The following is a 13,522-nucleotide window of genomic DNA, read 5'->3' as shown; positions in this document are numbered from 1 at the left end:
ACCTGCGGCGTTTTTGTTTGCGCAATGCCCGCGGCACCGTGTGCCTTGCGGTGCGCAGAAGATTGTTGCAATCAATGCTTGGCAAATCGAAAAGTCTCGTATTACAATCGCGGCCTCGCAACGCAAACAGCGGCAACGAAGCAGTAACCGCCGAATCGTGCGAAGCGAGATTACCCTGCAGGCGGCAGCTTGCGATGGTCTAGTGGGTGCTTAGCTCAGCTGGTAGAGCGGCGCCCTTACAAGGCGTAGGTCGGGGGTTCGAACCCCTCAGCACCCACCACTTCACCATTGCGATGCGTTGCCACTGATTGGGGGGCCGACACGGAGTGGTAGTTCAGTCGGTTAGAATACCGGCCTGTCACGCCGGGGGTCGCGGGTTCGAGTCCCGTCCACTCCGCCAACAAAATTAGCCCGCGTCAGCGGGCTTTTTTGTGTCCGCAATTCTGGCTTGCAGGCGGGCCTCTGGCATCGGAGTGGGGCGAGTCACCTGTGCGACCTCCGCTTCGCTGGCGCGACCACTCCAGCAAGATCGACAGATTGCGGTTTCGCATGATCTCTCGACGCACATTCAAGCAGTACAACTCCTCGCTTTTGATAGAATCGCAAGGTTTGACTTTCGAGCCACCCCTTTAACCGGATCAGCATGCTTGATTTCGTACGCAACAACCGGCGCCTGATGCTCCTTCTGCTGCTGGTGCTTGTCTTCCCGTCGTTCGTATTCTTCGGCGTGGAGAGCTATTCGCGCTTCATGGACAGCTCGCACGATGCTGCCAAGGTCGACGGCCGGGCCATCACCGTGCAGGAAGTCGACAATGTGGTGCGCGACCAGAGCGAACGGATGCGCCAGATGCTGGGCAACAACTACGATCCGCGCATGTTCGAAGGCCCTGCCGCGCGGCAGGCCGTGCTGGACCAGTTGATCCAGCAGCGTGTTATTTCGGAAGCCACTCAGAAGAAGCACCTGACGGTTTCCGATGCGCAGATCGCTGCTGCGATCCAGAGCATTCCCGCCATCGCCCAGCTTCGCACGGCGGACGGCAAGTTCGACGAGAAGGCCTACGTGCAGCTGCTGGCGGCGCAAGGTATGACGCCCGAGCAGCTCGACGCACGGATGCGTTTCGAACTCTCCACGCAGCAACTGGGTGGTGCCATCGGTACGACAGCTTTCGTGCCGAAGTCGCTGCTCGATCGCCTGATCGCGATTCGCGACCAGCAGCGTGATGTGCAGGCCATCGTGATCAAGCCGGCCGATTTCACGGCCAAGGTGACGCCGGACGCCGCCGCGCTGAAGGCCTACTACGAGTCCCATCTGGCAGCGTACACGATGCCCGAGCAGGCCAAGGTCGAGTATCTGGTGCTGTCGGGTGATGCCCTGGCTGCCAGCCAGACGATCACCCCCGATCAGTTGAAGTCGTATTACGACAGCAACATACAACGTTTCCATACTGACGAGCAACGTCGCGCCAGCCACATCCTGATCGCCGCGCCGAAGGATGGCAAGGAGGCAGACCGCAAGGCCGCCAAGGAGAAGGCCGAGAAGCTGCTGGAGGACCTGCGCAAGCATCCAGACACGTTCGCCGATGTTGCGAAGAAGAACTCGCAGGATCCTGGTTCGGCGGAGAAGGGCGGCGACCTCGGCTTCATGGGTCGTGGTGCCCTGGTCAAGCCGTTTGAAGACGCGATGTTTGCGCTCAAGGATGGCCAGATCAGCGATGTTGTGGAAACCGATTACGGCTATCACATCATCAAGCTGACGGGTATCAAGCCGGCAGCGACCGAGCCGCTCGAGGCAGTGCGTCCCGAACTCGAGATCGAACTCAAGAAGCAGCTTGCCGCGAAGGCGTATACCGAGCAGGCCGATGCGTTCGGCAACATGGTGTACGAGCAGTCCGAGAGCCTCAAGCCCGCCGCCGACAAGTTCAAGCTGACGATCCAGACTGCGGACAATGTCACGCGTACGCCGAATCCGGTGTTGGGCAAGGACAACCCGCTCAATAACGAGAAGGTGCTCAAGGCGCTGTTCAGCGATGACGCCATCAAGAACAAGCGCAATACGGAAGCCGTGCAAGTCGGCCCGACTACGCTGGTGTCGGCGCGCATCGTCGACTATCGCCCGGCCGCCGCGCGCAAGTTCGAAGAGGTAGAGGCGCTGGTGCGTCAGGCCTACGTCGCACAGCAGGCGGCGGAACTGGCACGCAAGGATGGCGAAGCCCGTCTTGATGCCTTGAAGAAGAGCGGCAGCGCTGATGGCTTCGGCTCGATGGTGACCGTGTCGCGTGCCAAGGCTGATGGCGTGTCGCCGAAGGCTGTCGATTCGATCATGCGTGCCGATGCCTCGAAGCTGCCTTCGCTCGTGGGTGTGGACCTCGGCGCGGATGGGTACGCGATCTACCGTATCGCCAAGGTTGGCACGCCGCCGCAGGCCAACGCAAACCAGCGTGAGGCTGACGCGCAGCAACTGGGCCAGATGGCCGGCCAGACGGAACTGGCAGCGTTCTATGACGTGCTCAAGGCCGGTGCGAAGGTGAAGATCCTGCATCCGGCCAAGACGGACGACGCGGCAGCGAGCGCACCTGCTGCACACTGACGCGACGTCACCTGCGATGTAAAGAAGCCCCTGCGGTTGCGAGCCTGCAGGGGCTTTTTTGCATGTGGTCTTGCCGATCAGCTCGGGATGCCGTGGTGCGGACCGGGAAGTCCAGCTCGGCCTAAGGTCCGATGCCTACGCCGCCTTTTTCAACAACGGTTTCAACTGCGACCAGACATTGTCCAGCAACGTGGGCTGTGCAGCGGAGGTCGGATGAATCCGATCGGTCTGGAACCATTCGGGACGCGAGATCACGTTGTCCAGCAGGAAGGGCACCAGCGCGGCCCGTTTTTCCTTGGCCAGCTTGCTGTAGAGTGCGAAGAATCGCTCGGTGTAATCCTGACCATAGTTCGGCGGGATTCGCATTCCCACGAGCAGCACAGTGGCACCAGCTCGCTGGGCATCGCTGACGATCGTTCTCAGATTGGCCTCGGTGGTCTGCAACGGGAAGCCGCGCAGGGCGTCGTTGGCACCCAGCTCGACGATTACCACCGCCGGCTTGTGTCGCTTGAGCAGGTCAGGCAGGCGAGTTTTGCCACCGATTGTGGTCTCGCCACTGATGCTCGCGTTGACGACGCTATAATCGAACCGCTCCTTGCTCAGGCGGTCCTGCAGCAGGCTGACCCAGCCAGTGCCGCGTGCAATGCCGTACTCCGCGGACAGGCTGTCGCCCAGTACCAGCAGCGCGGGCTTGTTGCCAGATTGCGCGTGCGCCGGCACTGCCGTCATGACGGCAGTTGCCAGTGTGATACCCAACGCCGCCAGCCATTGCCGGCGCCTACTGTTTGTCATCCTCTCTCGCATGTCCACGTCCATTCTTGCCGTCGAGTCATTAGGAAAGACCGTAGCCGATACGACCGGTTCGCTGACGATTTTGCACGACGTAACGTTTTCCGTCACAGCGGGTGAAACGTTGGCCATTGTCGGGGCGTCTGGGTCGGGCAAGTCCACGCTACTTGGCCTGCTTGCCGGGCTCGATCTGCCGAGCACGGGATCGGTCCGGCTCCATGGTCAGGATCTGTTCCGGCTCGATGAAGACCAGCGTGCCGCGCTGCGCGGGCGTCACGTTGGCTTCGTGTTTCAGTCGTTCCAGCTGGTCGGCCATCTGACCGCGCTGGAGAACGTAATGCTTCCGCTCGAGTTGCGTGGCGAGACCGATCACGTGCGCGAGCGGGCCGTCGACATGCTGGAGCGAGTTGGGCTCGGTCAGCGGCTGTCCCATTATCCACGCACGCTTTCCGGCGGCGAGCAGCAGCGTGTGGCGTTGGCGCGCGCCTTCGTTGCGCGGCCCGATATTTTGTTTGCGGACGAGCCGACCGGAAGTCTGGACACCGCCACGGGCGAGGCGGTCATCGCGCTGATGTTCGAGCTCAATCGCGATGCGGGATCGACACTCGTGCTGGTCACGCACGACCGTTCGGTGGCGGCGCGATGCGGCCGCATCCTGACGATCGAGGCTGGCCGTGTAGCCAGCGATGAGTTCATGGATGTGGGCGTCTGAGCGGTGTCGACGGGGTTAACTGCGCGCCAGTGAGCGGCGTGCCCGCGCGATCAGCGCGGCGGTCGATGCATCGTGGGCTTCCGTGGCATTGCCACTGAGTTCGGCCTCGATCGGGCGCGCCAGGATCTTGCCGAGCTCCACGCCCCACTGATCGAACGAATTGATGTTCCAGACGATGCCCTGCACGAAGGTGCGGTGCTCATAGAGCGCGATCAGCGCGCCCAGCACGTGCGGCGTCAGGTTTTCCATCAGCAGCATGTTGCTGGGGCGGTTGCCCTCGAACACCATATGCGGAATGCGTGCTGCGTCGACGCCGGCCGCTTGGAGTTCTTCCGCACTGCGTCCGCGCATCAATGCCTCGGCCTGTGCAAAGCAGTTGGCCAGCAGCTTGACGTGATGTCCCGGCAGTTCGCGCGGCGGCACCAGCGGCGCGACGAAATCGACCGGCACGATCTGTGAGCCCTGGTGGATCATCTGGAAGTAGGCGTGCTGGCCGTTGGTGCCAGCCGTGCCCCAGACCACTGGCGCGGTATCCGCGTCCACCGGACGGCCATCGAGCTGGACCGACTTGCCGTTGCTCTCCATCTCGAGTTGCTGGAGGAACGCCGGAAACAGTTCGAGCGAGGTCGAATAGGGCGCCATGCAGCTCGTCGGCATGTCGTGGAAATTGCGATACCAGATGCCCAGCATCGCCATCACCACCGGCATGTTTTGGGCGAGCGGTGCAGTGCGGAAATGATCGTCCATCGCGCGGGCCCCGAGCAGCAGGTCCTCGAAGGCGTCGAAGCCGACGGCCAGCGCAATCGACAGGCCGACCGACGACCACAGCGAGAACCGGCCACCGATCCAATCCCAGAACTCGAACATGTTGTTCGGGTCGATGCCGAAATCGACCACCGCGTCGCGATTGGTCGACACGGCGACGAAGTGCCGCGCGAGCTGATTCTCGGCCACGCCGTGGCGCAGGAACCAGTCCCGCATGCTGCAGGCGTTGGCCATGGTTTCGAGCGTGGTGAACGTCTTCGAACAGACGATCGCTAGCGTGCGTGCTGGATCCAGGCGCTGGAGCGTTTCGGCAAGCTCGGTGCCATCCACATTCGAAACGAAGTGCACACGCGGTCCGCGCGGGTCGGCCAGATGCGCCAGGGCGCGGCATACCATGCGCGGGCCCAGGTCAGAGCCGCCGATGCCGATGTTGACAATGTCGGTGATCCCCTGGCCCGTGGAGCCGGTCCAAACGCCACTGCGCACGCGGCCGGCAAACTCGCGCATCCGGCGGAGTACATCGTGGATGGCGGGCATGACCGATGCGCCGTCGACCTTGAACGGCGCGTCGGGCAGGGCGCGTAGCGCGACGTGCAACGCGGCACGATCTTCGGTGGCGTTGATATGTTCGCCAGCGAACATGGCGTCGCGGCGCGCCGGCACGCCGGCTTCCTCGGCAAGCTTCATCAGCAGCGCAAGGGTCTCGCCGGTGATGCGGTTCTTCGAGTAATCCAGATACAGGCCAGAGGCTTCCAGCGAGAAGGCATCGACCCGTTGGGCAGCCCCGGCTTCGGCGAACCACTGCTGCATCGGCGTCTCGCGGACGACGTCATGGTGTTGGCGAAGGGCGTTCCAGGCTTGGAGGTCAGTCGGCATTCGTTCTTGGGGGGAAATCGGGCACGAACGCCCGCACGAGGCAGGCGCCAGCAAGTATATCGTCAGAATGTGATCGCAAATTCCGGAAGTGGCAGCAAAAAGTAACGAGGCTTGCGGGATTGACGGTTTCCGACGTCGGGATGTCGTTACCTTAGCAGAGGGTGCCAACGCCCCCTATCGGCAATTGTCCGACGCGTGCCGCGCCGCGCGCATCACCTGAGATCACCTGGACGGCGTCTGGCGTGATTCGCGCGGCATTGTTGGTGGCGTTGGCGGGACGTCACGCGCCGCCACCGCGCAGCAACGCGTTGAAAATATCCCGGGCGGGAAGATAGAGCTCGCTGGCAGTCATGCCAGCCGGGCCCGTGCCCGACGCTACTAGCCTGTCGGCGGCGCGGCCGTGAATCCAGACCGCCGCGCGCGCGGCTGCGACGATCGGCATGCCCTGGGCGATCAGGGCGCCGATCATTCCGGCCAGGACATCACCGGTGCCCGCGGTGGAGAGCGCGGCATTGCCGGTTGGATTGATCGCGGGCGGCGCGCCGTCTGGGGACGCGATCACGCTCCCGGAGCCCTTGAGTACGATCGTGGCCTGCCACCGCGTGGCCAGCGCGGTGGCGGCCGCCAGCCGGTTGCGCTGGATATCGGCCACGGTGCTGCCCAGCAGTCGCGCGGCCTCAAGCGGGTGGGGCGTCATCACGTGTGCCACGCCGCTTTCGACAAGTTGCTGGGCCAGCGTGCCATCGGTAGCCAGCAGGTTGAGCGCATCCGCATCGAGCACCAGCGGTGCGGCTGTCGCCGCGTTGGCGCAGATATCGATCAATTGCGTCAGTTGCTTGCGCGCGGAGGCACCCGTGCCCATCCCGGGGCCGACCACGTAGGCGGACATCGCGCCGGGCGAAAGCTCCGTCACGGCGTGCAGCATCAACTCCGGATGGACCGGGTCGATGGCGGGTGCCGGTTGCGCGAGGAATCCCACATGGACACGACCGGCGCCCAGATATAGGGCGGCGCGCGCGCCAAGCAATGGGGCCCCGGTCATTCCATGGCTGCCACCGATCACTGCCAGGCTGCCGAAGCTGCCTTTGTTATCCGCGTGCTCACGTCGCGGCAGCGAATGGGAAAAACCCGGCGGCTGATTGACCACCGCCACGGGATGTTCGGCTGGCGGATAGTCGAGCCCGAGTGGTGCGATATCGACCTCGCCAGCGCAATCGCGGCCATCCAGGGTCAGCAGGCCCGGCTTGGCAGCCAGGAACGTCAGCGTGCGTTGTGCCCGGACCGCCGGGTTGCCGGCGCCGGTGTCGGCGAACAATCCGCTCGGGATATCGAGCGAGAATACCGGCAGGTGCGAGTTATTGAGATGATCAATCCAACGCGCCATATTGCCGTCGGCCGCACGGTTGAGTCCGATCCCCAGCAATCCATCAACGATTGCCGCGCATCCATTCGGCCAGGGAGGAATCCCGGTATCGGCATCGTTGGGCAGCGCCAGGAGCGGCACGCCGGCGGCGCGGGCCTCGAGCCAGGCGCGGGCCGCATCGGCGGGCAGCAGGTCGGCTTCGCCGATCAGCCAGGTTTCCACGAGCCGTCCGCGCTGATGCAGGCGCAGGGCGGCGACCAGCGCGTCGCCGCCGTTGTTGCCAGGGCCAGCCAGGCAGAGGATGCGGCCATTCGGCACCCATGCGTGCAGCCAGTCCGCTGCCGCAGCGCCCGCGCGGGACATCAACGTGAAAGGCGGGGTCGCGGCCAGCCCGGCGTGCTCCACGCGACGGATCGTCGTCAGGTCGTAAAGCGGCGTAACGTCCGTGCCGGCGGGATCCAGCGCGATGCGGTCCGGCGTCGCGTCGGGGTCCGGGGATGTCGAAGGCGAGACAGTCGTGCTCATATCGGTATCAGGCGGGGCCCAGCCGGTAACGTTCGGGTGTCAGCCCATCCATGTCGATGGCTGGCCCGTCGCCTTGGCCGGCGCTCGCGGCGATCTGGTCCGCGGCAATTTTGCCCGATCCGCAGCTCATCGCCCAGCCCGTCGAGCCATGGCCGAGGTTCAGAAACAGGCCCGGCACGCGGGTGGCGCCGATCAGGGGCGGGCCGTCAGGCAGCATCGGTCGCGCTCCGGCCCAGAGCGTGGCGGCATTGTAGTGCCCGGCTACCGGAAACCAGTCGCGCGCGACCTTGATCAGGGTTTGCAACGCGGCCGGCCGCAGATCGAGCTTGCGCGATCCAAGCTCCGCGGTGCCCGCCACGCGCAGTCGATTGCCCATGCGCGTGATGGCCACCTTGAACGATTCGTCCATCAGGGCGCCTAGCGGCGCCTGTAGTTCGTCCGTCACCATGACCGTGGCCGAGTAACCCTTGACCGGGTAGAGCGGCAGGCGCAGCCCCAGCGGGCGCAGCAGCGTCTCGCTGCCAACGCCGGCGGCAAGCAGCACGCGGTCCGCATCGAGCACTTCCCGGGCATGGCCACGGAGCGCGGCGAGTTCGACTGTCAGGCGGCCGTCCGTCCTGCGCAACCGGGCAACTTCGGTCTGGAAGCGAAACCGCACCCCCGCGGCTTCCGCGTGCTGGTGCAGTCTGCGCACGAAGATCGGGCAATTGCCGGATTCATCCTCCGGAAGGTGCAGGCCGCCAGCTAGTGGCGTGTCGTCGGTCAGGCCGGGTTCGATACGCCGGCAACCGGCGGCGTCGATGAGCTGATGCGGGACGTTGTTCTCGCGCAGCAGCGCCAATGCAGGCGATGCGAGATCAAGGTCGCGCTGTGTGCGAAACAGTTGCAGGTAGCCACGTGATTGCTCGTACTCGATCTCGAGCGCCGAGCGAAGCTCGTGCAGACAGGCGCGGCTGTAGAACGCCACACGCTGCATCCGCAGCTTGTTGGTGCGATAGCTTTCGGGGTTGCATTCGCGCAGCCAGCGCACGATCCAGCGCCACATCGCGGGGTCGACGCTTGGGCGGAACACGACCGGCGAGGCGTGCTGGAACAGTGAGCGCACAATCTTGCCGGGCATCCCGGGCGCCGCCCAGGGTGTGACGTAGCCGGGGGCGATCATGCCCGCGTTGCCAAAGCTGGCTTCCTGCGCGGGGGCGCCGCGTCGCTCCAGTACAGTGACTTCGAAGCCGGCCTGGCGCAGGTACCAGGCCGAGCAGACGCCGATTGCGCCGGCGCCGATGATGATCACGTGCATCCGCTAGCTTTGCCCCCTTCAGGATGAAGTGCCGCTATTTGAGCTCCTTCGCCATGACCACGTCTGGCAGCCATGTCACCACGCTGGGCCACACGGTGATGATGCCGATCGCCAGCACCATCATCATGAAGAACGGCAACGACACCCTGGCGATGTAGTTGCTGTCCTTGCCGGTCATGCTCTGGAGCACGAACAAGTTGAATCCGACGGGTGGCGTGACCTCGGCGATTTCCACCAGCAGCACGATGAAGATGCCAAACCATACCAGATCGAAGCCGGCGGCCTGTACCATCGGCAGGACGGTGGCCGTGGTCAGCGCGATCATCGAGATGCCGTCGAGTGCCGTGCCGAGCAGGATATAGATGATGGTCAGGACGGCGATCAGCGCCCACGGCGACAGGTGCAGCGCCGCCACCCATTCGGCCAGTGCGCGCGGAATGCCGGTGAAACTCATCGTGACCGACAGAAATGACGTCGCCCCGAGCACGAACATGATCATCGCGGTCAGCCGGGTGGCCGACATCAGGCTCTCCCAGAATGCCTTGCGCGTCAGCGAGCCGCCTGCCCAGGCCAGCGCGAGCGATGCCACCACGCCATACGCGGCAGCCTCGGTAGCCGTCGAGTACCCGGCCATCATGATCCACGTGATGAACGCGATCAGGATGATGCAGGGCATGAGCTGCCGGATCGACGCGAGCCGGGCCGACCAGCCGAACGTCTCGGCCGCAGGGGTCTTCTCAGGATTCATCAGCGCCCAGACCACGATGTATCCCGAAAACAGGATCATCAGTAACAGGCCCGGCAGGAACCCGGCGAGGAACACGCGGATGATGGAGACGTCGGCGGACACCGCATACACGACCATCGTGATCGATGGCGGGATCAGAATGCCCAGCGTGCCCGCCGTCGACAGCGAGCCGAGTGTGATGCGCTCGTCGTAGCCGCGTCGGGTCAGTTCGGGCAGTGCCGACTTGGCGATCGTGGCGCAGGTGGCCGCCGACGACCCCGACACCGAACCGAAGATGCCGCAGCCGAGAATGTTGACGTGCATGAGACGGCCCGGCAGCCAGTTGAGCCACGGGGAGAGGCCATTGAACATCTGCTCGGAGAGCTTGGTGCGGAACAGGATTTCTCCCATCCACACGAACAGGGGCAGCGATGCCAGCGTGTAGGAGGCACTGGACGACCACCAGGAGTTGGCCAGGTTAACCAGCGCGTCGTGGTCGGAGAAGATCACCAGGCCGACCCACGAGGTCACGGCGATCGCCACGGGAATCCACGCGCCGATCGCCAGGAAGGCGATCATCACCAGCAGCAGGATCAGGGCAACGAGAACGGTGCTCATCAGACGGTCTCCCCGAAGTCGCCAGCGGCCAGCTTGGCCTCCTGCGCGAGCTGGTAGCGCGGTTTCTGCCGGCGTACCACACGCAGCCATTCGTCGCCGACGGCCAGCAGGAAACCCAGCGCGCCGATTACCGCGAAACTCTGCGGAATCCAGAGCGGAATCACGATCTGCCCCTGGGACACATCGCCGATATCCCAGCTTTGCCAGGCAAACGAGCCGAGCGCCCACGCCGCATAGCCGGCGAAGATCAGGCAGATGGTGAGCGAGATGACTTCCAGTAGCCAGCGGCGTTTGGTGCCGACGGCTTCCAGCAGCATCTCCACGCGCACGATGCCGCCGTGCTGAAACGTCTGACCGAGGATGAGGAAGGCGGAAGCGGCGCACAGCCACGCGACGATGTCGTCGCCGCCCTTGAGCGTGATCGAGGTCTCGCGCGAGATCGACATCGCGATCATCACGATGCAGACGGCGAGGATGCAGAGCGCGCCGAGCGCGGCGCAGACGTCAAGCAGATGGTCGAGCCAACGCTTGCGGAGGATGGGGGCTTCCATAGTGATGACGGGCTACCTGTGACGCGGGAACGGCGATGGGAGGGCGCGCGCGATCAGCGGCGCGCGCCTGCTGCAATGCACGGGCGAAAGCAGGCGGGCGCCACGATGGATTGTCGCGGGCCTGCTTTCGCAAATGGCTCGGATCTACTTCTTGTAGGCGTCGAGAATGGCCTTGCCATCGTCGCCGGCGCTCTTCGCCCAGTCGGCAACCATGACTTCGCCTACCTTCTGCATGTCGGATTTGAGCTGCGGCGAAGGCGGCGCCACGGTCATGCCGTTCTTGGAGAGCGTCGCCAGATATTCGCGCGTCTTCTGTTCGGAGACCTGCCAGCCGCGCTTCTCGGCATCGGCCACGGCCTTGAGCAGGGCGTCCTGGGTGGGCTTGTCGAGCCCGTTAAAGGCCTTCTTGCTGACGACGAGCATGTTCTTCGGCAGCCACGCATCGACGGTATAGAAGTACTTCACCGACTCCCATACCTTGGTATCGACGCCCGTTGCGCCAGACGACATGAACGAGTTGACCGTGCCCGTGGCAAGCGCCTGCGCCAGGTCAGCGGCCTGGATCGTCACCGGCTGGGCGCTGACCAGCTCGGCGATCTTCGACGTTGCGGGGTTGTAGGCGCGCCATTTCAGGCCCTTCATGTCCGCCGCACTGTTCAGGGGCTTGTTCGCGTAGATGCCCTGCGGCGGCCAGGCCACCGCGTAGAGCAGTTTCATGCCCTGGCGGTCGAGTATCTTGTCAGTGACGGTTCGCGAGGCTTGCCAGAGCTTGTAGGAATCGCCATAGCTCGTGGCCAGGAAAGGCACCGCGTCGACGCCGAAAACCGGGTTTTCGTTGGCCAGCGTCGACATCAGGATTTCACCCATCTGCACCTGGCCGGTCTGCACGCCACGCTTGATCTCATTGGCCTTGAGCAGCGAGCCATTGGGATGCAGCACGATCTTGAGCTTGCCTCCGGTGGCCTTGTCGACATCGTTGGCCATCTGCTGCAGGTTTTCCGTGTGCAGATTGGTGGCCGGATAGCCCGTGGGCAGGTCCCACTTCGTATCCGCCCGTGCCGCCGTGGCGGTCAGCAGAACGCCTGTCACCGCCATCGTCACCGCAACTGCCAATACCTTGACTCGCATTTCCATCTCTCCCTGATGTTGCGCGCGGGCGCCTGCCCGACTACGCGGGTTTGACTATCCTCCTGGAACTACCTGCGCCGATTCCCGGGTTGTTGGTGATCTCGGCGGTAATGCGGTAATGCGTGTCGCGGTGCGGCGGCGGCTCAGCCTCCGCGCCGTGAGGGGTGCACGAGCGATTCCAATGCAAGCGCCGTGCCCAGCAGCTGCGCGTCGCGCATCGGTCCCTGGGAAAGCATCAGGCCGACGGGCAGTTCGTCGGGCGCATGGCAGGGCAGCGACACCGAACAGCCGTCGAGAAAATTGAACGCGGACGTATTGCGCAGGAGCAGCCCGTTTGTGCGGAAGAACAGGGTGTCATCTTCCACCAGCGGAGCGATCGGCGGCGCCACCATTGGCACCGTGGGGCAGACCACCGCATCGAACGGTGCCATGCGAGCTTCCATGCGGGCAATCCAGTCGAGTCGGGCGCGGTGCAGTGCGATGTAGTCCGCCGCGCTCATCGCCGCGCCCCGTTCGATGCGGGTCACCACGCGCGGGTCGTACAGATCGCGGTGGATGGCGAGCAGCGCGCGATGGTGCGCGTAGGACTCGGGCGCCGAAAAGCCGCCAGCGGCATTCAGGCTGGCCAGTTCGGTCAGTTCGGGCATGTCCACGTGCTCGATGCGCACGCCGGCCGCGGAAAGCCGGCCGATGGCACGGTCGAAGGCTTTCGAGACCGGCTCGTCCAGATCGTCGAGAACCAGCTGGCGCGGAATCGCCAGGTGGATCGCCGTGGAGGCCTTCATTTGCGGAATGAACGGGACGTCGGCGATGACGCTATCCACGGCGATGCAATCGGTCAGCGTGCGCGCCATCGCACACGCGGTATCGAGCGTGTAGGACAGCGGGAACGCGCCCGTCAGCGGCACGCGGCGCGATGTGGGTTTGAAGCCGACGATGCCGCATAGCGCGGCGGGAATGCGGATCGAGCCGCCCGTGTCGCTGCCGAGGCCGGCCACCGCCGTGCCGATCGCGACCGAGACCGCCGCCCCAGACGACGATCCGCCCGGAATCCGTGCAACCGAGCTGTCGCATGGGTTGACCGGCGTGCCGAAATGGGGATTGATGCCGACGCCAGAAAAGGCGAACTCGGTCATGTTGGTGCGGCCGATCAGCGCGGCGCCGGCCGCGCGGAGCCGGGCCACCACGGTGGCATCGGCCGTTGCGGGGGCGGCGTCCTGGCGGGCGGCAGACGCGGCGCGCGTGACCTCGCCCGCGATGTCGTAGAGATCCTTGACCGATACAGGCAGGCCCGCCAGTGGGTGGAGCGGTTTGCCGGCGCGGTCGGCGGCATCGGCCGCGCGGGCCACCTCGATGGCGGCATCGAACGTGGTATGGAGATAGACCGCGTGGCCGGCGGCGCTGGTGGCCTTGGTGGCGGCTTCGGCAAGCAGGTCGGCGCGGCTGGTGGTGCCGGCGCGGACGGCGGCGTTCAGGGAGGCGATGTCAGGCAGCATGACGGTTTGCGTGGGCGAGACGAGAGTGACAGGCGCCGCGGAGCAAAATCACATTCACGCATTGCCTGTGTGAATCAAGAAGCTCAAG

Annotated in this window: 10 protein-coding genes and 2 tRNA genes; 4 read left to right on the top strand and 8 right to left on the bottom strand. The window is 64.7% G+C overall.

The window, feature by feature from the left end; all coding sequences use genetic code 11:
* Positions 1-204 precede the first annotated feature (204 nt).
* From RMET_RS09435 to RMET_RS09425, 3 genes are all read left to right on the top strand, one after another.
* A tRNA-Val gene (locus RMET_RS09435) sits at positions 205-280 on the top strand.
* Between the two features lie 43 nt (positions 281-323).
* Positions 324-400, top strand: a tRNA-Asp gene (locus RMET_RS09430).
* Between the two features lie 243 nt (positions 401-643).
* Complete coding sequence (locus RMET_RS09425) at positions 644-2,587, top strand: SurA N-terminal domain-containing protein (RefSeq protein ID WP_011516608.1); 1,944 nt, start codon at positions 644-646, stop codon at positions 2,585-2,587.
* Between the two features lie 135 nt (positions 2,588-2,722).
* Here the strand turns inward: RMET_RS09425 and RMET_RS09420 are convergent, their stop codons facing one another.
* On the bottom strand, positions 2,723-3,403 hold the full coding sequence (locus RMET_RS09420) for an arylesterase (RefSeq protein ID WP_011516607.1): 681 nt from the start codon (positions 3,401-3,403) through the stop codon (positions 2,723-2,725).
* Between RMET_RS09420 and RMET_RS09415 the strand changes: the two genes are divergently transcribed.
* Entirely contained in the window at positions 3,390-4,088 is a 699-nt protein-coding gene (locus RMET_RS09415) for an ABC transporter ATP-binding protein (protein WP_029307819.1), read from the top strand. The genes RMET_RS09420 and RMET_RS09415 overlap by 14 nt on opposite strands.
* 15 nt (positions 4,089-4,103) lie before the next feature.
* Here the strand turns inward: RMET_RS09415 and pgi are convergent, their stop codons facing one another.
* From pgi to RMET_RS09380, 7 genes are all read right to left on the bottom strand, one after another.
* The gene (gene pgi, locus RMET_RS09410; protein ID WP_011516605.1) at positions 4,104-5,729 is read right to left on the bottom strand and encodes a glucose-6-phosphate isomerase; all 1,626 of its coding nucleotides are present in this window, start codon (positions 5,727-5,729) and stop codon (positions 4,104-4,106) included.
* Positions 5,730-6,009: 280 nt separating this feature from the next.
* Complete coding sequence (locus RMET_RS09405) at positions 6,010-7,617, bottom strand: bifunctional ADP-dependent NAD(P)H-hydrate dehydratase/NAD(P)H-hydrate epimerase (protein WP_011516603.1); 1,608 nt, start codon at positions 7,615-7,617, stop codon at positions 6,010-6,012.
* A 7-nt stretch (positions 7,618-7,624) separates the two neighbouring features.
* Entirely contained in the window at positions 7,625-8,914 is a 1,290-nt protein-coding gene (locus RMET_RS09400; RefSeq protein ID WP_011516602.1) for a D-amino acid dehydrogenase, read from the bottom strand.
* Between the two features lie 34 nt (positions 8,915-8,948).
* Positions 8,949-10,259 carry a TRAP transporter large permease gene (locus RMET_RS09395; RefSeq protein WP_011516601.1) on the bottom strand — a complete coding sequence of 437 codons (1,311 nt, stop codon included), beginning with the start codon at positions 10,257-10,259 and terminating at the stop codon, positions 8,949-8,951.
* Entirely contained in the window at positions 10,259-10,810 is a 552-nt protein-coding gene (locus RMET_RS09390) for a TRAP transporter small permease subunit (RefSeq protein WP_008651680.1), read from the bottom strand. Before RMET_RS09390 ends, RMET_RS09395 begins: the two co-directional genes overlap by 1 nt.
* A 144-nt stretch (positions 10,811-10,954) precedes the next feature.
* On the bottom strand, positions 10,955-11,938 hold the full coding sequence (locus RMET_RS09385) for a TRAP transporter substrate-binding protein (protein WP_011516600.1): 984 nt from the start codon (positions 11,936-11,938) through the stop codon (positions 10,955-10,957).
* 143 nt (positions 11,939-12,081) lie between these two features.
* Positions 12,082-13,434: an amidase gene (locus RMET_RS09380; protein ID WP_011516599.1), complete on the bottom strand. Its 1,353-nt coding sequence runs from the start codon at positions 13,432-13,434 to the stop codon at positions 12,082-12,084.
* Between the last annotated feature and the right edge of the window lie 88 nt (positions 13,435-13,522).

This window comes from Cupriavidus metallidurans CH34 (assembly GCF_000196015.1).
GTDB classification, from domain to species: Bacteria; Pseudomonadota; Gammaproteobacteria; order Burkholderiales; family Burkholderiaceae; genus Cupriavidus; species Cupriavidus metallidurans.
The sequence above is the reverse complement of the archived record's forward strand: the minus strand, read 5'-3'. Positions and strand labels throughout refer to the sequence as shown.

Coding starts and splice junctions, on each gene's coding strand:
- RMET_RS09425 (WP_011516608.1), top strand. CDS start 644: ATGCTTGATTTCGTACGCAACAACCGGCGCCTGATGCTCCTTCTGCTG.
- RMET_RS09415 (WP_029307819.1), top strand. CDS start 3,390: ATGTCCACGTCCATTCTTGCCGTCGAGTCATTAGGAAAGACCGTAGCC.
- RMET_RS09420 (WP_011516607.1), bottom strand. CDS start 3,403: ATGGACGTGGACATGCGAGAGAGGATGACAAACAGTAGGCGCCGGCAA.
- pgi (WP_011516605.1), bottom strand. CDS start 5,729: ATGCCGACTGACCTCCAAGCCTGGAACGCCCTTCGCCAACACCATGAC.
- RMET_RS09405 (WP_011516603.1), bottom strand. CDS start 7,617: ATGAGCACGACTGTCTCGCCTTCGACATCCCCGGACCCCGACGCGACG.
- RMET_RS09400 (WP_011516602.1), bottom strand. CDS start 8,914: ATGCACGTGATCATCATCGGCGCCGGCGCAATCGGCGTCTGCTCGGCC.
- RMET_RS09395 (WP_011516601.1), bottom strand. CDS start 10,259: ATGAGCACCGTTCTCGTTGCCCTGATCCTGCTGCTGGTGATGATCGCC.
- RMET_RS09390 (WP_008651680.1), bottom strand. CDS start 10,810: ATGGAAGCCCCCATCCTCCGCAAGCGTTGGCTCGACCATCTGCTTGAC.
- RMET_RS09385 (WP_011516600.1), bottom strand. CDS start 11,938: ATGCGAGTCAAGGTATTGGCAGTTGCGGTGACGATGGCGGTGACAGGC.
- RMET_RS09380 (WP_011516599.1), bottom strand. CDS start 13,434: ATGCTGCCTGACATCGCCTCCCTGAACGCCGCCGTCCGCGCCGGCACC.